The sequence below is a fragment of the Streptomyces sp. NPDC001903 genome (assembly GCF_042891345.1).
GTDB lineage: Bacteria > Actinomycetota > Actinomycetes > Streptomycetales > Streptomycetaceae > Streptomyces.
Genome location: NZ_JBIASZ010000004.1, coordinates 581,261 through 597,737, shown reverse-complemented (window position 1 = coordinate 597,737; position 16,477 = coordinate 581,261). Strand labels below are relative to the sequence as shown.

Here is a 16,477-nt window from a genome sequence, read left to right as displayed (position 1 = left end):
CACGACCGGACCCGGACCGGGCCGTACGGATGTGCGGGCCGGTGTTTTAGCATCCCTGGCATGACCGACGGTACGAATCCCCCCAGCAATCCGCAGCCCCAGCCCGCACCCGGGGACGGTGGCTACGGGTTCCCGCCGGTCGCGCCGGCCCCCGCGGCCGGCTACGGCTACCCGCCCGGCCCGCCGGCACTGGGCGGCGGCGGTGGTTTCGGGCCGGCCCCGCAGCAGTGGGCCCAGGGGCTCCCGGACATGGGCGCGCCGACGCCCCCCGGCGCTCCGGGCGGGGCCGGGTTCCCCGGTGCTCCCGGTGCGCCCGGTGCTCCCGGCCCGTTCGCGCCGCCTTCCGACCAGCCCGACTGGGAGGCCATGGCGGACCGCTCGGCGGCCGAGAGGCGCAGGAAGCGGCTGTGGATGATCGGCGGCGCGGTGACCGTACTGGCGCTGCTCGCCGGCGGCGGAGCGTTCCTTCTCATGGGCGGCGACGACAAGGGCAAGAACGAGGCGGTGGACGACAAGGAGTCGCCGACGGTATCGGCCTCGCCCTCCCCCAGCGGGTCGAAGAGCAAGGCGCCGGTCGACAACACCCCGACCGTCAAGGACGACCCGACGCAGATCCGGGACCGCAGCGGAAAGGCCCCGCTGAAGATGGGTCCCGACGCCGGGGTCTTCCCGATCGACAAGCGCTTCGAGGTCCGGACGAAGGGCAACGAGAACTCGTACGCCGAGTCCGAGAAGCGCGTGGTGGACACGGCCAAGAGCTTCACCGTCTCGGCCCGCGTCTGGAACCGGTCGCCCAAGGGGCGCCAGATCGCCGTCAGCCAGGGCAACGAGAAGTCCTTCTCGTTCGAGCTGGGCCTGGACCAGGTGAACGGCAAGCCCGCCTGGGTCTTCCGCGTCCAGACCGGCGACCAGGGGGCGGAGGCGACCGCCGTGACCGTCACCGGCGAGAGCCCGAAGATGGAGAAGACCTTCTCCACCCTGACCGGGACCTACGACGCCGAGCGCAAGCAGATCGCCCTCTACGTCAACGGGAAGAAGACCGGCGAGGCCCCCGTCCCCGGGGTCTTCCAGGCGCAGGGGCCGCTGGAGCTGGCCCGCTCCCGCCACGAGGACAAGTGGACCGCGCCGTGGAACGGGGCGATGGAGAGCGTGCAGACGTACGCCTCGGTGCTGTCGCCCGCCCAGATCGACACCCTCAAGCCGGGCCGGGTCGACGCGAAGACGAAGCCGACGGGCTCCTGGCTCCTCTACTGACCCCGACCCCTCCCACCCCGGAAGGGGTGGGAGGGGTCGGAGGGATCAGACCGGTCAGACGGGTCAGACGGTGACGCCGGCGTTGCGCAGGAACGCGACCGGGTTCACGGCGGAGCCGTAGTTCGGGGTGGTCCGGATCTCGAAGTGGAGGTGCGGGCCGCTGGAGTTGCCGGTGTTGCCGGACAGCGCGATCTGCGAGCCCTTGGTGACCTTCTGGCCGATCCGGACCTGGATCTTCGAGAGGTGCGCGTACTGCGAGTACGTGTTGTTCGCGTGCTTGATCACGATGGCGTTGCCGTACGCCGGGCCGTCGCCGCCGCCGTTCGGGCCGGCCTTGACGACGGTGCCGGCGGAGGCGGCCTTGACCGGGGTGCCGACGGGGCAGGCGAAGTCCTGGCCCGAGTGCTTGTGGGACCACATCGTGCCGCCCTTGCCGAAGGTGGCGGAGAGCGTGTAGGTCGACACCGGCTTCTGCCAAGCGACGACGGCCTTGGCGGCGGTGTTGGCCGCGGCCACGGAGGCCTGGGCCTTCGCCTGGGCGGCGACCAGCGAGGCGGTGCCGGTCAGGGCGGTCTCCGGAGCCGTGTCGGCGAAGGCGGCGGTCGTCCCGGCCCCGAGAGCCAGGGCCGCACCGAGAGCGGTGGCGCCGATGGCGATACGGGTACGACGGATGCTGCTGCGCTTCGCGGACATAAGGAGACCTCCGGGCCGGGGACAAAGGACGCTTCGGGCAAGAAGCCACCCGGCACGCTGGAGAGCGGATGCCGGGCTTGCCCACCCTTGGTAACCCGTGCCCCGCGGTATCCCCAAACCTCCCGATTACTACCGGCGCTCGTAGGGCCCGAGGGTGTGACGAAGCCGGTTGACCGCGCCCCCACTGGGTCGAGGGCCCACCACGACAGGGGCAAAACGGACATCACACCTACGAGACGCCCTAGTAGGTCCGTTTTGCCCTGTGCGGCTTGTCACCGACGCGGGCCGGTGAGCGCCGACGTGCCGCGCACCGGATCGGTCCGGGGCGAGTGCCGCCGGGGGACGGCAAAGGGGCGGCCCCGGAACCTTTCGGTTCCGGGGCCGCCCCTTGGTGCAGCTGCCGCTTGCGCGTTACGCGCCCTTCGACAGGTCCGGGCCGGAGCCCGTGGCCTCGATCGGGGGGAGGTCCGGCAGGGCCGACTTCTCCTCGCCGCGGAAGGTGAACTTGGCGTCCTCGCCGTCACCCTCCTTGCCGACGACCACGATGTGACCGGGGCGCAGCTCGCCGAAGAGGATCTTCTCCGACAGGATGTCCTCGATCTCGCGCTGGATCGTGCGACGCAGCGGGCGGGCGCCCAGGATCGGGTCGTAGCCCCGCTTGGCGAGCAGGAGCTTGGCGTCGCCGCTCAGCTCGATGCCCATGTCGCGGTCCTTCAGGCGCTCGTCGACCTTGGCGATCATCAGGTCGACGATCTGGATGATGTCTTCCTGCGAGAGCTGGTGGAAGACGACCGTGTCGTCGACACGGTTCAGGAACTCGGGCCGGAAGTGCTGCTTGAGCTCTTCGTTGACCTTCGCCTTCATCCGGTCGTAACCGGTCTTGACGTCGCCCACGGCCGCGAAGCCGAGGTTGAAGCCCTTCGAGATGTCCCGCGTACCCAGGTTGGTCGTCATGATGATGACCGTGTTCTTGAAGTCCACGACCCGGCCCTGGGAGTCGGTCAGGCGACCGTCCTCCAGGATCTGGAGAAGGGAATTGAAGATATCCGGGTGGGCCTTCTCGACCTCGTCGAAGAGGACGACGGAGAACGGCTTGCGGCGCACCTTCTCGGTGAGCTGACCGCCCTCTTCGTAGCCCACGTAGCCGGGGGGCGAACCGAAGAGGCGCGAAACCGTGTGCTTCTCGCTGAACTCCGACATGTCGAGGGAGATCAGCGCGTCCTCGTCGCCGAAGAGGAATTCGGCGAGCGTCTTGGAGAGCTCGGTCTTACCGACACCGGACGGGCCGGCGAAGATGAACGAGCCACCCGGGCGCTTCGGGTCCTTCAGACCCGCACGGGTACGGCGGATCGCCTGGGAGAGCGCCTTGATGGCGTCCTTCTGGCCGATGACCCGCTTGTGGAGCTCGTCCTCCATGCGGAGCAGTCGCGAGGACTCCTCCTCGGTGAGCTTGAAGACGGGAATGCCGGTCGCGGTCGCGAGGACCTCGGCGATGAGCTCGCCGTCGACCTCGGCGACGACGTCCATGTCGCCGGCCTTCCATTCCTTCTCGCGCTTGGCCTTCGCCGCCAGCAGCTGCTTCTCCTTGTCGCGGAGAGAAGCCGCCTTCTCGAAGTCCTGGGAGTCGATGGCCGACTCCTTGTCGCGGCGCACGCCCGCGATCTTCTCGTCGAACTCGCGGAGGTCCGGCGGCGCGGTCATCCGGCGGATGCGCATCCGGGAGCCGGCCTCGTCGATCAGGTCGATCGCCTTGTCCGGCAGGAAGCGGTCCGAGATGTACCGGTCGGCCAGCGTCGCCGCCTGGACGAGGGCCTCGTCCGTGATGGAGACGCGGTGGTGGGCCTCGTAGCGGTCGCGCAGCCCCTTGAGGATCTCGATCGTGTGGGGGAGGGAAGGCTCCGCCACCTGGATCGGCTGGAAGCGGCGCTCGAGGGCCGCGTCCTTCTCGAGGTGCTTGCGGTACTCGTCCAGCGTCGTGGCACCGATGGTCTGGAGCTCACCACGGGCCAGCATGGGCTTGAGGATGCTGGCGGCGTCGATCGCGCCCTCGGCGGCACCCGCACCCACGAGGGTGTGGAGCTCGTCGATGAACAGGATGATGTCGCCGCGGGTGCGGATCTCCTTGAGCACCTTCTTCAGGCGCTCCTCGAAGTCACCGCGGTAGCGGGAACCCGCGACCAGGGCGCCGAGGTCAAGCGTGTAGAGGTGCTTGTCCTTCAGCGTCTCGGGAACCTCGCCCTTGACGATCGCCTGGGCCAGGCCCTCGACGACGGCGGTCTTGCCGACGCCGGGCTCGCCGATGAGGACCGGGTTGTTCTTGGTACGGCGGGACAGGACCTGCATGACCCGCTCGATCTCCTTCTCGCGCCCGATGACCGGGTCGAGCTTGGATTCGCGGGCGGCCTGCGTGAGATTGCGGCCGAACTGGTCCAGGACGAGGGAGGTCGAGGGGGTGCCCTCGGCCGGGCCGCCGGCCGTGGCCGACTCCTTGCCTCCGCCGGAGTAGCCGGAGAGCAGCTGGATGACCTGCTGCCGGACTCGGTTGAGATCGGCGCCCAGCTTCACCAGGACCTGGGCGGCGACGCCCTCGCCCTCGCGAATGAGGCCGAGCAGGATGTGCTCGGTGCCGATGTAGTTGTGGCCGAGCTGGAGGGCCTCTCGGAGCGAAAGCTCCAGGACCTTCTTCGCCCGCGGAGTGAAGGGGATGTGGCCGGACGGGGCCTGCTGCCCCTGACCGATGATCTCCTCAACCTGCTGGCGAACAGCCTCGAGCGAAATCCCGAGGCTCTCCAGGGCCTTAGCGGCGACACCCTCACCCTCGTGGATCAAGCCCAGGAGGATGTGCTCGGTGCCGATGTAGTTGTGGTTGAGCATCCGGGCTTCTTCCTGAGCCAGGACGACAACCCGCCGCGCGCGGTCGGTGAACCTCTCGAACATCGTTTATCGCTCCTCAGAGCGGTCGGGCAGTTCGGGGTCGGTCCCCGCCCTGTCCTTCCGCATGCTAGTCCCGCGGGGCGGGACAGCTCATTCCAACTGCCGACATCCGTCCGCGATCACCCCCACGTCAGTGGGGAAAACCGGCTTCAACAGCCGACAACTGCTCCAACCCGATGGTGCGAGACGATGTTCCCGCAGGCCAGGCAGATACCCGTCACACGTGTACGCCGATGGCGAACGGAAGCCGCCCAAATCAGCGTGTCGCCCCGATCCACTAGGAATGTCTTACCCGTAAGGACGGACACTCCATGCCGGTGGCACCGGTTCCCTCCGCTACGGGCGAACACGATTGCGTCCCGAATGTGGGACTCCACCTCGACGGATGTTTACGTTCCGCATTGATACCGGCGCGCAGCGTAACTCCGGTGCCCCTCCGGAGTTGCTCCGGGCATGGCCGTCACCGTTCCACCGCCCCGCGTCGCGCCCGAGGATTCACCCGCGGATCCGCCCCGGGACGCGTACGCGTCCTGGTACGAGGAGGTGCTCGGCTGGCCCGTCGCGGGTCGAGCGCCCGCCCGGCTGGTCACCGGGGTGCGGTTCGACGTGCTGGAGCTCCCGGCCGATGCCGGGGAGCGGCTGTTGCGCAGGCCGGTCGCCACGGGTCCGGTGGCGCTCGCGGGGCTCAGGATGCGGTTCCTGGTGGCCGCGGGGAGCGCGGACGAGCTGGACGGGCTGCTCGACTGGCTGGAGTGGGGCGGGGTCGCCCTGGACCTCCGCGCGCTGGGCGCCGGCGGCCGGATCGCGGCCCCGGTCCCGCCGGGCCACCCCCAGGGAAGTCCCCGGGGGGCCGCCGTGTGGCTGCGACCCCCCGAGCAGGGGTGTGAGGCACTGCTGCCGTCCCTGCCCGGTCCGGGGCAGGGCGCCGGTCCCCGGCACGGTGGCGCCGGGCCCGATCTCGTACGCCTGGTCGCGGCGGCGGCGACGGAATGCCACCGGGCGCGCCTGTGGCGGCGTACGCCCCCGAGGGCCCCTTCCCCCGCGGGCCCGAGGGCCCCGAGGGAACGAGAGGCCGAGGGTCAGCCCTTGGCGTTCTCGTAGGCCTCGCGGATCTCCTGCGGGACGCGCCCGCGGTCGTTGACGCTCATCCCCTGGGCCTTGGCCCACGCGCGGATCTCGGCGGTGTCCGGGTTTCCGGACGTCGCGGCCGTACGCGTCTTGGCGCGACCGCCCGAGGCGCGGCCACCGGTGCGGCGGGCGCCCTTGACGTAGTCGGCGAGCGCGGAGCGCAGCTTCTCCGCGTTGGCGGTGGTGAGGTCGATCTCGTAGGTCTTGCCATCCAGAGCGAACGTCACGGTCTCGTCCGCCTCGCCACCGTCGAGGTCGTCGACAAGAAGGACCTGAACCTTCTGTGCCACCGGGATTTCCTTTCATCGAAAAGCAGTACGCGGAAAGGAAACCGCTTTTCCCTGGAAAACACAAACCCCCGGGGAGAGGTTCGAGACCGCAACGCGGCGGGAAACGTGCGCGATTCGGACATAGGCCACAGGTGCGCGGAGCACGGGAAAAGCCGCCGTGATCGTTCAGAGGTGCAGAAGCATCCGACTGTTGCCCAAGGTGTTCGGCTTCACTCGTTCGAGACCGAGGAACTCGGCGACGCCCTCGTCATAGGAACGCAGGAGCTCCATGTAGACATCCGTCTCGACCGGGGTCTCGCCGATCTCGACGAAGCCGTGCTTCGCGAAGAAGTCCACTTCGAAGGTCAGGCAGAAAACCTTGGCGACACCGAGGGTCCGCGCGGTGTCCAACAACTGCCGCAGCAGCTGATGGCCGACTCCGGCGCCCTTCAACTCGCGGTCGACCGCGAGTGTGCGCACTTCGGCCAGGTCTTCCCACATGACGTGGAGAGCGCCGCAGCCGACGACCTGGCCGTCCCGGTCGCGTTCCGCGACCCAGAACTCCTGGATGTCCTCGTAAAGAACCACCGGGGCTTTGTCGAGCAGGATCCGCTGCTGCACGTACTGGTCGAGGAGGCGGCGCAGCGCGGGAACATCGCCGGTGCGGGCACGGCGGATCGTCACTGTTTTTGCGTGTTCAGCGGAAAACTCACCCATGCGCGGACGCTATCGCCCGGGCTCGACCCCGCGCCCGGCGGAGTCCCCTTCGGCGGCGGGGGGTTCGGAGGGCGTCTCGGCGGGCGGCGGGCCGGCGGACTCGGCGGGCGGCTCCGCGGCCGACCCGTCGTCGTAGCCGACGATGCGGAAGGCGTCGCGCAGGGCGTCGCGCTGTTCCGCGGACATCATGCCGAAGAAGGCCACGAGGGCGGCCGCGGGGTTGTCGCTCGTCGACCAGGCTTCGTTCATCAGTGCGGCCGAGTAGGCGGCGCGGGTGGAGACCGCGGTATATCGATAGGCGCGGCCTTCGGCTTCCCGGCGGACCCAGCCCTTCTGATGGAGATTGTCCATAACCGTCATGACCGTGGTGTACGCGATGGACCGTTCCTGCTGGAGGTCTTCCAGTACTTCACGAACAGTGACCGGGCGGTTCCACTGCCACACCCGCGTCATGACCGCGTCTTCGAGTTCTCCCAAGGGGCGAGGCACAACAGCACGATAGTGCGGAATGTGCGGAATTGCCCGGCTATTCGGAACGCAACGCGCCGCAAGAATGCGAGGACACCGCGTTACGCGGCAGGGGCACGCGGGAGCGGCGCGGGAGAGGGAAGGGGGAAGGGCGGGGAAGGCCGGGCGGGCTACTTGCCGGGCCGGGTCTGCTGGGCGGCCTCGGCGCGGGCGATCACGGCGTCGACGGCCGCGTCTTCCTTGGCCTTGTTGGCGCCGCCCTGGCTCTTCACGATCGTCACGACGAGCGCGATGAAGAAGCCGGCCATCACTACGGGGGGCACGAGCGCGGAAACGTAGTCCATGCCCCCAGCGTAGCTACCCGGCCGCGAGCCCGGCCGCCGGGGGCGGGGTGGGCTTGCGGCGCGGCGGGAACACCTCTCCGGGGGTCGGGATCGGCCGCTCGGACGGGCGTTCGGGGCGCGGCGGCTCCTTGGGCGCCGGCGCGGGCCGGGCGGGCTCCTCCTTGCCGTCCTTCCCGTCCTTGGACGCCCTGGACCCCCCCGACGCCCTGGCCTCCCTGGTGTCCTTGCCCCCGGAGAGCGCCAGCAGGCGGGTCCGGGGCTGCGGGGTCGTGGACAGCCTCCGGCGCACGGAGCGCTCGGCGATGCCCTGGCAGCGCTCCAGCAGCGCCGCCGCGACCGCGTTGGCCCGCAGTGCGCGCAGGGCGGCCAGGTCGTCGGGCGCGGGCTCGTACCCCGCGGCCAGGGCGTCCTGGAGCAGCTCCAGGTAGCCGGAGAGGCTGCCGGGCAGGGCGCCGCGGTAGCGGGCCAGGTCGGCGAGGAGGAACTCTCTGAGCCGCCCCGCCTCCTGGACCGCGTCGTCCACCGACTGCGCGAGGCGCAGACAGTCCTGGACCTCGGGGGCCGTCAGGGGGGCGGGGGCCGTGGAGGACTGGAGGGCGTGGGCGAGCGTTCGCCTGAGCACGTGCAGCTCGGCGGCGCTGAACGCCATGCCGCCGCGGGATCCGTAGGGCGTGGGCATGGGCCGAAGATACGCGCTAATCGGACAAAATCCCCTGAGCGGCATGATTCCGGGCGCGCCGATGCCTATCCGTCCGCCTTGACGGCGTCAAGGAAGTCGGCCCAGGCGGACTGGGTCGTGGCCAGAACCAGGTGCGCCGGGTCGGCCCGGTCGGCGACGCGCACGAGGTGGCCGGGGGCCGCGGAGACGTAGACGCAGTTGTCTCCTTCGCCGCAGTACGTGGACTTCTGCCAGGCGGGGTGAGCGGTCATGGTGTCTCTCCTCCGGGGGACGGCTCCGTTGCTTTCCCGTGGAGGGAAGGTAACCGGGACGCGGCGCCGGACCGACGACTTCGGCGGAAATCGGTGCGGCGTCGTTGCACGGGCGGGACCATTCGCACATCTGCGGCGCCCCGTCAGAGGCGGGCCGTGAAGCCCCGGGCCGCCTCGCGGACCTCCTCCGGGGTCCAGGTGAGGCCCGGAGCGGTGACCGTCACCTCCGTCACCGAGACGCCCGGGACCGGCGCCGGCGACCAGCGACGGAACAGGAGCGTGCCGGTCTCCTCCGCCAGCCGGACCCCCGCCTCCGTCAGCCGGTCCGCCTCGTACGGCAGCCAGACCTGGAACTGGTGCGTGTGCGGGATCTCCGGGTTGATCCGGAACCACGGGACGGCGCCGCCGGACAGCGCCTCGGCCAGTGCCGCGGCCACCGTCCGCGCCTGGGCCACGTACGAGGGCAGGCGCGGGAGCTCCCCGTCCAGCCCGGCCAGCGCCGCCAGGGCCTGCGGGAACTGGCGGAACACCTGGCCCCCGTACCGGTGGCGCCAGACCCGCGCCTCCGCGACGAGGGAGGAGGAGCCCGCGAGGGCCGCGCCGCTGAGGCCGCCGAGCGACTTGTAGAACGAGACGTACACCGAGTCCGCGAGCCCCGCGATCTCCTGGAGCGGGCGCCCGAAGTGCACGGTCGACTCCCACAGCCTGGCCCCGTCGAAGTGGACCACCGCGTCCCGTTCGCGGGCCGCGTCCACCAGCGCCCGCAGCTCGTCCCAGCCGGGCAGCAGGAAGCCCGCGTCGCGCAGCGGGAGCTCCAGCATCAGCGTGCCGAAGGGCTCCGCCAGGTCCGCGACCTCCTCCGCCGTGGGCTGGCGCGGGTCCGTCGTCGGGTACACCGTCCGCAGGCCCGAGACCGCGGACAGGGCGCCGCCCTCCCACAGCTCCGGATGGCTCATCGGGTGCAGGGCGACCACCGGGTTCCCGGTCCGCCCCGCCCAGCAGCGCAGCGCGATCTGCTGGGCCATCGTCCCGGACGGGAAGAACGCCGCGTCCTCGGTCCCGAGCAGCTCCGCCACCCGCCGCTCCAGCCGGGCCACCACCCCGTCCCCGTACAGGTCGGCCGGCTCGTCGGGATCCGGCGCGGCCAGCCCCGCCAGCAGCTCCCCGACCGTCGCCTCGCGCGCTCCGGGCGCGAGCATCCGGGCCGCCGCCCGTCCCGCCGCCGGCAGCCGCTTCGCCAGATCATCGTCATCCGTCATGCCTCCGATCATCGCCGACCGGCCAACACGCCCAGGGGCTAGCATGGCGACGTATCGTCCGGTACCCCCCGCGGACTGGAACGGAAGGCCCTCCCCGCGTGAACTCATCCCAGCAACCGCGCCCCGCCCGGCTCACCGTCGGCGTCGTCGGCGCAGGCCGGGTCGGCCCCGCTCTGGCCCGTGCGCTCCAGCAGGCCGGGCACCGGCCGGTCGCCGTCTCCGGCGTCTCCGACGCCTCCCGCCGCCGCGCCGCGCGGATGCTGCCCGACGTGCCGCTCGTACCTCCCGCGCAGGTGCTGGAGCTGGCCGACCTGGTGCTGCTGACCGTGCCCGACGACGCGCTGCCGGCCCTCGTGGAGGGGCTCGCGGAGACCGGCGCGGTCCGGCCCGGCCAGCTCCTCGTCCACACCTCCGGGCGGTACGGGACCGCCGTGCTGGACCCGGCCCGGCGCGCGGGCGCGCTGCCGCTGGCCCTGCACCCCGCCATGACGTTCACCGGCACCGAGGTCGACGTCCAGCGGCTCGCCGGCTGCTCGTTCGGCGTCACCGCCCCCGAGGAGCTGCGGCTCGCGGCCGAGGCCCTGGTCATCGAGATGGGCGGGGAGCCCGAGTGGATCGCGGAGGAGAACCGTCCGCTCTACCACGCGGCCCTCGCCCTCGGCGCGAACCACCTGGTCACACTGGTCGCCCAGTCGATGGAGCTGCTGGCCAAGGCCGGGGTGGAGCACCCCGACCGGATGCTCGGCCCGCTGCTCGGCGCCGCCCTCGACAACGCCCTGCGCTCGGGTGACGCCGCGCTGACCGGCCCGGTGGCCCGCGGCGACGCCGGCACGGTCGCCGCGCACGTCTCGGAGCTGCGCAAGCACTCCCCGGCCTCGGTCGCCGGATACCTGGCGATGGCCCGCACCACCGCCGACCGGGCCCTCGCGCACGGCCTCCTCAAGCCCGAACTCGCCGAGGACCTCCTGGGCGTGCTCGCCGATCCCGAGGGTGGGGACCAGTGACCGACCTGCTGCTGATCGACACCGCCGAGGAGCTGCACAAGCTCCCGCGCACCGCCGACGGCCCCCGCGCCGTGGTCATGACCATGGGCGCCCTCCACGAGGGCCACGCCACCCTCATCCGCACGGCCCGCGAAAGGGCCGGGCAGACGGGCCAGGTCGTGGTCACCGTCTTCGTGAACCCCCTGCAGTTCGGGGCGAACGAGGACCTCGACCGCTACCCCCGCACCCTCGACGCCGACCTGGAGATCGCCCGCGCGGGCGGCGCCGACGCCGTGTTCGCCCCGGCCGTAGACGAGGTCTACCCCGGCGGCGACCCCCAGGTGCGGGTCAGCGCCGGCCCGATGGGCGAGCGCCTCGAAGGGGCCACCCGGCCCGGCCACTTCGACGGCATGCTGACCGTCGTCGCCAAGCTGCTCCACCTCACCCGCCCCGACCTGGCCCTCTTCGGCCAGAAGGACGCGCAGCAACTGGCCCTGATCCGGCGGATGGTGACCGACCTGAACTTCCCCGTCGAGGTGGTCGGCGTACCGACCGTCCGCGAGGAGGACGGGCTCGCGCTGTCCTCGCGCAACCGGTACCTGTCCGCCCAGGAGCGCCGCACCGCCCTGGCCCTGTCCCGCGCCCTGTTCGCCGGGCAGGACCGGCTCGCGGCGCAGGCCGCGCTGCGCGCCCGCGCCGAGGCCTCCCCCGCCAGCGACGAGCGGGCCACCGCGCTGGCCCGGATCGGCGAGATCCGCTCCGCGGCCGACGCGCACGCCGTGTCCGCCGCGGGCACCGGGCTGCCGGACGCCGTACGGGCCGCCGCCCGGCACGTCCTGGAGGAGGCGGGGCGGCACGATCCGCCGCTGCTGCTGGACTACCTGGCGCTGGTGGATCCGCAGGACTTCACCGACGTCCGCCCCGACTTCACCGGGCAGGCCGTCCTGGCCGTCGCCGCCAAGGTGGGGACGACCCGGCTGATCGACAACATTCCATTGGAGTTCGGAGCACACACGTGAGCACCCCAGGCACAGGCACCGCAGGCACCGGCATACGGCTGCACGCCAACGCCCCCGGCTGGGCCCTCGACGCCGACGTCGTGGTCGTCGGCTCCGGCGTCGCCGGCCTGACCGCCGCGCTGCGGTGCGCCGCCGCGGGCCGCCGTACGGTCGTGGTCACCAAGGCCCGGCTCGACGACGGTTCCACCCGCTGGGCGCAGGGCGGGATCGCCGCGGCCCTCGGGGAGGGCGACACCCCCGAACAGCACCTGGACGACACGCTGGTCGCGGGCGCCGGGCTGTGCGACGAGGCCGCCGTACGGCTCCTGGTGACCGAGGGGCCGGACGCCGTGCGCCGGCTCATGGCGACCGGAGCGGTCTTCGACACCTCCGCCGAGACCGGCGAGATAGAGCTGACCCGCGAGGGCGGCCACCACCGCCGCCGGATCGCGCACGCGGGCGGCGACGCCACCGGCGCGGAGATCTCCCGCGCGCTGGTCGAGGCGGTCCAGCGCGCGGGCATCCGCACGGTCGAGAACGCGCTCGTGCTGGACCTCCTGCAGGACGCCGAGGGCCGGACCGCCGGGGTCACCCTGCACGTCATGGGCGAGGGCCAGCACGACGGCGTCGGCGCCGTCCACGCGCCCGCCGTGATCCTCGCGACCGGCGGCATGGGCCAGGTCTTCTCGGCCACCACCAACCCGTCGGTGTCCACCGGGGACGGGGTCGCGCTCGCGCTGCGTGCCGGGGCGGAGGTCTCCGACCTGGAGTTCGTCCAGTTCCACCCGACCGTGCTCTTCCTCGGCCCGGACGCCGAGGGCCAGCAGCCGCTGGTCTCGGAGGCCGTCCGGGGCGAGGGCGCGTACCTCGTCGACGCCGACGGGGTGCGCTTCATGCAGGGGCAGCACGAGCTCGCCGAACTGGCCCCGCGCGACATCGTCGCCAAGGGCATCATGCGCCGCATGCAGGAGCAGGGCGCGCAGCACATGTACCTGGACGCCCGGCACTTCGGCGCGCGGATGTGGGAGCAGCGCTTCCCGACCATCCTGGCCGCCTGCCGCTCGCACGGCATCGACCCCGTCACCGAGCCCATCCCGGTCGCACCCGCCGCGCACTACGCCTCCGGCGGGGTACGGACCGACCTGCACGGCCGCACCACCGTCCCCGGCCTGTACGCGTGCGGCGAGGTGGCCTGCACCGGCGTGCACGGGGCGAACCGGCTCGCCTCCAACTCCCTCCTGGAGGGGCTGGTCTTCGCCGAGCGGATCGCCGACGACATCGCGGGCGGCGCGCCCGCCGGCAGCGGCCCCGGCATCCCGGTCCCCGCGACCGGCCCGCTCCAGCCCGCCGAGGCGCGGTACGAGGTCCAGCGCATCATGACGGACGGCGCGGGCGTGCTCCGCTCCGCCGGGTCCCTGCGCGCGGCGGCCGCCGCGCTGGAGGACCTCTACACGACGGCCCTCACGGCACTGGAGACGGACGGCAAGACCGCCGTGCCCGGCGTCGAGACCTGGGAGGCCACGAACCTGCTGTGCGTGGCCCGCGTCCTGGTCGCCGCCGCCCTGCGCCGCGAGGAGACCCGCGGCTGCCACTGGCGCGAGGACCACCCCGACCGGGACGACGCCGCCTGGCGCCGCCACCTCGTCGTCCGGCTGTCCGCCACCGAGAGGCGGGCCCTGGTCGTCACCCCCACCGACTCCGCGGGCTTTCCGTCCGTACAGCACCCCCTGAGCCAGGAGCAGTCATCGTGAGCACCCCCGAACAGCACGAGCACGACCACGAGCACGCGGAGCTGCCGCTCCTCGACCAGTCCGCGGGCGGCGGCTGCGGCGACGACTGCGCGTGCGGCGACGGCGAGGAGAGCGGTCTGGACCCGTCGCTCGCCCAGCTGCTCGCCGACGCGGGCCTGGACCCCATCGAGGTCGAGGACATCGCCCACATGGCGATCTCCGAGGACCTGGACGGCGGCGAGGACGTGACCACCGTCGCCACCGTGCCCGAGGACGCCGTCGCCACGGCCGACTTCACGGCGCGCGAGGCGGGCACGATCGCCGGACTGCGGGTCGCCGAGGCCGTCCTGTCGGTCGTCTTCACCGACACGTTCGAGGTCGAGCGCCACGTCGAGGACGGCGCCCGCGTCAAGCCCGGCCAGGTGCTGCTGTCCGTCACGGCCCGCACCCGGGACCTGCTGACCGCCGAGCGCAGCGCGCTGAACCTGCTCTGTCTGATGTCGGGCATCGCGACGGCGACCCGCACGTGGGCCGACGAGCTGGAGGGCACCAAGGCGAAGGTCCGCGACACCCGCAAGACCACGCCGGGCCTGCGCTCCCTGGAGAAGTACGCGGTGCGCTGCGGCGGCGGCGTCAACCACCGCATGTCCCTGTCGGACGCGGCGCTGGTCAAGGACAACCACGTGATCGCGGCGGGCGGCGTCGCGGAGGCGTTCAAGGCCGTCCGCGAGCAGTTCCCCGACCTGCCGATCGAGGTCGAGGTCGACACCCTGCACCAGGTCCGCGAGGCGCTGGACGCGGGCGCGGACCTGATCCTGCTCGACAACTTCACGCCCATCGAGACCGAGGAGGCGGTGGCCTTGGTCGCCGGCCGCGCGGTGCTGGAGTCCTCGGGCCGGCTCACCCTGGCCAACGCCCGCGTGTACGCGGAGACCGGCGTGGACTACCTCGCCGTCGGCGGGCTCACGCACTCCTCCCCGATCCTGGACATCGGCCTGGACCTGCGCGAGGAGCGGTAATGCTGCTGACCATCGACGTCGGCAACACCCACACCGTGCTCGGCCTGTTCGACGGCGAAGAGATCGTCGAGCACTGGCGCATCTCCACCGACCCGCGCCGGACGGCCGACGAGATGGCCGTCCTGATGCAGGGCCTGATGGGCATGCACCCGATGCTCGGCAGCGAGCTCGGCGACGGCATCCACGGCATCGCGATCTGCTCGACCGTCCCGTCGGTGCTGCACGAGCTGCGCGAGGTGACCCGCCGCTACTACGGCGACGTCCCCGCGGTGCTGGTGGAGCCCGGGATCAAGACGGGCGTGCCGATCCTGATGGACAACCCCAAGGAGGTCGGCGCGGACCGCATCATCAACGCGGTCGCCGCCGTCGAGCTCTACGGCGGCCCGGCGATCGTGGTCGACTTCGGCACGGCGACCACCTTCGACGCGGTGTCCGCGAAGGGCGAGTACGTGGGCGGGGTGATCTCCCCGGGCATCGAGATCTCGATGGAGGCACTCGGCGTACGGGGCGCCCAGCTCCGCAAGATCGAGCTGGCGCGGCCGCGCAACGTCATCGGCAAGTCCACGGTCGAGGCCATGCAGTCCGGCGTGGTCTACGGCTTCGCGGGGCAGGTCGACGGGGTCGTCACGCGGATGGCCAAGGAGCTGGCCGGCCCGCACGGCGACCCGAGCGACGTCCGGGTGATCGCCACCGGCGGCTTGGCGCCGATGGTCCTCGGCGAATCCTCCGTCATCGACGACCACGAGCCGTGGCTGACGCTGATCGGGCTGCGGCTGGTCTACGAGCGCAACGCGCCGAACTTCGACTGAGGCCGCACGCTTCGACTGAGGCCGCACGCGCGCCACACCCCGCGCGCCGCCCGCCGCCCGCCGCCCGTGAACGGCGGGCGGGCGGCGGTGTGGTGCTGGTCTCACTCCCCGCCGTTCTGAAGACTCGGGTTCGACCTGATGAATTAGCTTGGGCGCAACTCGTCGAGCGGCACAGGACGGCTCATATGGCCCGTGATACGGCGTACTTGAAGGTGGCCGACGCGCTGCGCGCGCGCATCCGGGCCGAGGAGTGGCCCGTCGGCGCCAAGCTGCCGTCGCGGTCCCGGTTCGCCCAGGAGTACGGGGTCGGGCAGAGCGTCACGCAGCGAGCCCTGGAGCTGCTGATCATCGAGGGGCTCCTGGAGGGCCGCGCCGGCTCGGGCACCTACCTGAGCGCGCCGCGCGAGCGGCTGCGGATAGTCCGCTCCCGGCGGCGCCGCCGGGCCGGGCTGGGCGGCGGCCTGACCTGGGAATCGCATTCCACGGCCCGTACGCCGGCGCCCGAGCGGATCGCGGAGCGGCTCGCCGTCGCACCCGGCGACCCGTGCGTGCACACCACGTACGAGTTCCTGGCCGAGGGCCGGCCGGTGGAGATCTGCGAGTCCTGGGAGCCGATGGCGGTCACGGACGGCACTCCCGTCGTCCTGCCGGAGGCGGGCCCCTTCAAAGGGGCCGGGGTCATCGAGCGGATGCGCTCGATCGGCGTGCTGGTCGCCTCGGCGACGGAGGTCCCCCGCCCCGCCCGCGCGAACCAGACGCAGGCCAATCTGCTCGGCATCAGCGTCGGCGAGCTGATCACCGAGATCGAGCGGACGTACTACGCGGTGGACGGCCGGGCCGTGGAGACCGCGGACATCGTGGTCGCGGACCGGCGCTCGGAGATCGCGTACGAGATCGACTTCCACCCCGGGGACCGCTGACCGGGCCGTCTCCCGGGCCGCG

Annotated in this window: 17 protein-coding genes; 8 read left to right on the top strand and 9 right to left on the bottom strand. The window is 72.1% G+C overall.

Annotated elements, in window-relative coordinates; all coding sequences use genetic code 11:
• Positions 1-60: 60 nt before the first annotated feature.
• The gene (locus ACFYZS_RS12410; protein WP_389010152.1) at positions 61-1,254 is read left to right on the top strand and encodes a LamG-like jellyroll fold domain-containing protein; all 1,194 of its coding nucleotides are present in this window, start codon (positions 61-63) and stop codon (positions 1,252-1,254) included.
• Between the two features lie 63 nt (positions 1,255-1,317).
• Here the strand turns inward: ACFYZS_RS12410 and ACFYZS_RS12405 are convergent, their stop codons facing one another.
• Both ACFYZS_RS12405 and ACFYZS_RS12400 read right to left on the bottom strand, forming a co-directional pair.
• Positions 1,318-1,947 (bottom strand): M23 family metallopeptidase, encoded by a 630-nt coding sequence (locus ACFYZS_RS12405; protein WP_389010149.1) that lies wholly within the window; start codon positions 1,945-1,947, stop codon positions 1,318-1,320.
• Between the two features lie 411 nt (positions 1,948-2,358).
• Positions 2,359-4,884, bottom strand: a complete 2,526-nt coding sequence (locus tag ACFYZS_RS12400; protein WP_030158472.1) for an ATP-dependent Clp protease ATP-binding subunit — start codon at positions 4,882-4,884, stop codon at positions 2,359-2,361.
• Positions 4,885-5,334: 450 nt separating this feature from the next.
• Here ACFYZS_RS12400 and ACFYZS_RS12395 point away from each other — a divergent pair, with 450 nt between their 5' ends.
• Positions 5,335-5,982, top strand: a complete 648-nt coding sequence (locus ACFYZS_RS12395; protein WP_389010146.1) for an SCO3374 family protein — start codon at positions 5,335-5,337, stop codon at positions 5,980-5,982.
• Here the strand turns inward: ACFYZS_RS12395 and ACFYZS_RS12390 are convergent.
• The 7 genes from ACFYZS_RS12390 to ACFYZS_RS12360 all read right to left on the bottom strand — a co-directional run bounded on the left by ACFYZS_RS12390 (position 5,961) and on the right by ACFYZS_RS12360 (position 9,996).
• Positions 5,961-6,299: an Lsr2 family protein gene (locus ACFYZS_RS12390; protein ID WP_030867899.1), complete on the bottom strand. Its 339-nt coding sequence runs from the start codon at positions 6,297-6,299 to the stop codon at positions 5,961-5,963. The two genes, ACFYZS_RS12395 and ACFYZS_RS12390, sit on opposite strands and share 22 nt — an antisense overlap.
• Positions 6,300-6,464: 165 nt before the next feature.
• A complete protein-coding gene (locus tag ACFYZS_RS12385) occupies positions 6,465-6,995 on the bottom strand; it encodes an amino-acid N-acetyltransferase (protein WP_384704564.1) in 531 nt (176 codons plus the stop codon).
• A 9-nt stretch (positions 6,996-7,004) separates the two neighbouring features.
• Positions 7,005-7,484, bottom strand: a complete 480-nt coding sequence (locus ACFYZS_RS12380; RefSeq protein WP_389010143.1) for a BlaI/MecI/CopY family transcriptional regulator — start codon at positions 7,482-7,484, stop codon at positions 7,005-7,007.
• Between the two features lie 149 nt (positions 7,485-7,633).
• On the bottom strand, positions 7,634-7,807 hold the full coding sequence (locus tag ACFYZS_RS12375) for a hypothetical protein (RefSeq protein WP_389010140.1): 174 nt from the start codon (positions 7,805-7,807) through the stop codon (positions 7,634-7,636).
• Positions 7,808-7,820: 13 nt separating this feature from the next.
• Positions 7,821-8,486 carry a hypothetical protein gene (locus tag ACFYZS_RS12370; RefSeq protein WP_389010137.1) on the bottom strand — a complete coding sequence of 222 codons (666 nt, stop codon included), beginning with the start codon at positions 8,484-8,486 and terminating at the stop codon, positions 7,821-7,823.
• Between the two features lie 65 nt (positions 8,487-8,551).
• Entirely contained in the window at positions 8,552-8,737 is a 186-nt protein-coding gene (locus ACFYZS_RS12365; protein WP_030158488.1) for a DUF397 domain-containing protein, read from the bottom strand.
• Between the two features lie 143 nt (positions 8,738-8,880).
• Positions 8,881-9,996 (bottom strand): threonine aldolase family protein, encoded by a 1,116-nt coding sequence (locus ACFYZS_RS12360; protein ID WP_389010134.1) that lies wholly within the window; start codon positions 9,994-9,996, stop codon positions 8,881-8,883.
• Positions 9,997-10,094: 98 nt separating this feature from the next.
• Here ACFYZS_RS12360 and ACFYZS_RS12355 point away from each other — a divergent pair, with 98 nt between their 5' ends.
• The 6 genes from ACFYZS_RS12355 to ACFYZS_RS12330 all read left to right on the top strand — a co-directional run bounded on the left by ACFYZS_RS12355 (position 10,095) and on the right by ACFYZS_RS12330 (position 16,455).
• Positions 10,095-11,000 (top strand): Rossmann-like and DUF2520 domain-containing protein, encoded by a 906-nt coding sequence (locus ACFYZS_RS12355; protein WP_389010131.1) that lies wholly within the window; start codon positions 10,095-10,097, stop codon positions 10,998-11,000.
• Positions 10,997-11,998: a pantoate--beta-alanine ligase gene (panC, locus tag ACFYZS_RS12350; RefSeq protein WP_389010128.1), complete on the top strand. Its 1,002-nt coding sequence runs from the start codon at positions 10,997-10,999 to the stop codon at positions 11,996-11,998. The genes ACFYZS_RS12355 and panC overlap by 4 nt, the downstream gene beginning before the upstream one ends.
• Complete coding sequence (locus ACFYZS_RS12345; protein WP_389010125.1) at positions 11,995-13,728, top strand: L-aspartate oxidase; 1,734 nt, start codon at positions 11,995-11,997, stop codon at positions 13,726-13,728. The genes panC and ACFYZS_RS12345 overlap by 4 nt, the downstream gene beginning before the upstream one ends.
• 41 nt (positions 13,729-13,769) lie before the next feature.
• On the top strand, positions 13,770-14,726 hold the full coding sequence (gene nadC / locus ACFYZS_RS12340) for a carboxylating nicotinate-nucleotide diphosphorylase (protein ID WP_389010283.1): 957 nt from the start codon (positions 13,770-13,772) through the stop codon (positions 14,724-14,726).
• Complete coding sequence (locus tag ACFYZS_RS12335) at positions 14,726-15,535, top strand: type III pantothenate kinase (protein ID WP_048478154.1); 810 nt, start codon at positions 14,726-14,728, stop codon at positions 15,533-15,535. Before nadC ends, ACFYZS_RS12335 begins: the two co-directional genes overlap by 1 nt.
• Before the next feature lie 185 nt (positions 15,536-15,720).
• The gene (locus ACFYZS_RS12330) at positions 15,721-16,455 is read left to right on the top strand and encodes a GntR family transcriptional regulator (protein ID WP_389010121.1); all 735 of its coding nucleotides are present in this window, start codon (positions 15,721-15,723) and stop codon (positions 16,453-16,455) included.
• Positions 16,456-16,477: the final 22 nt, after the last annotated feature.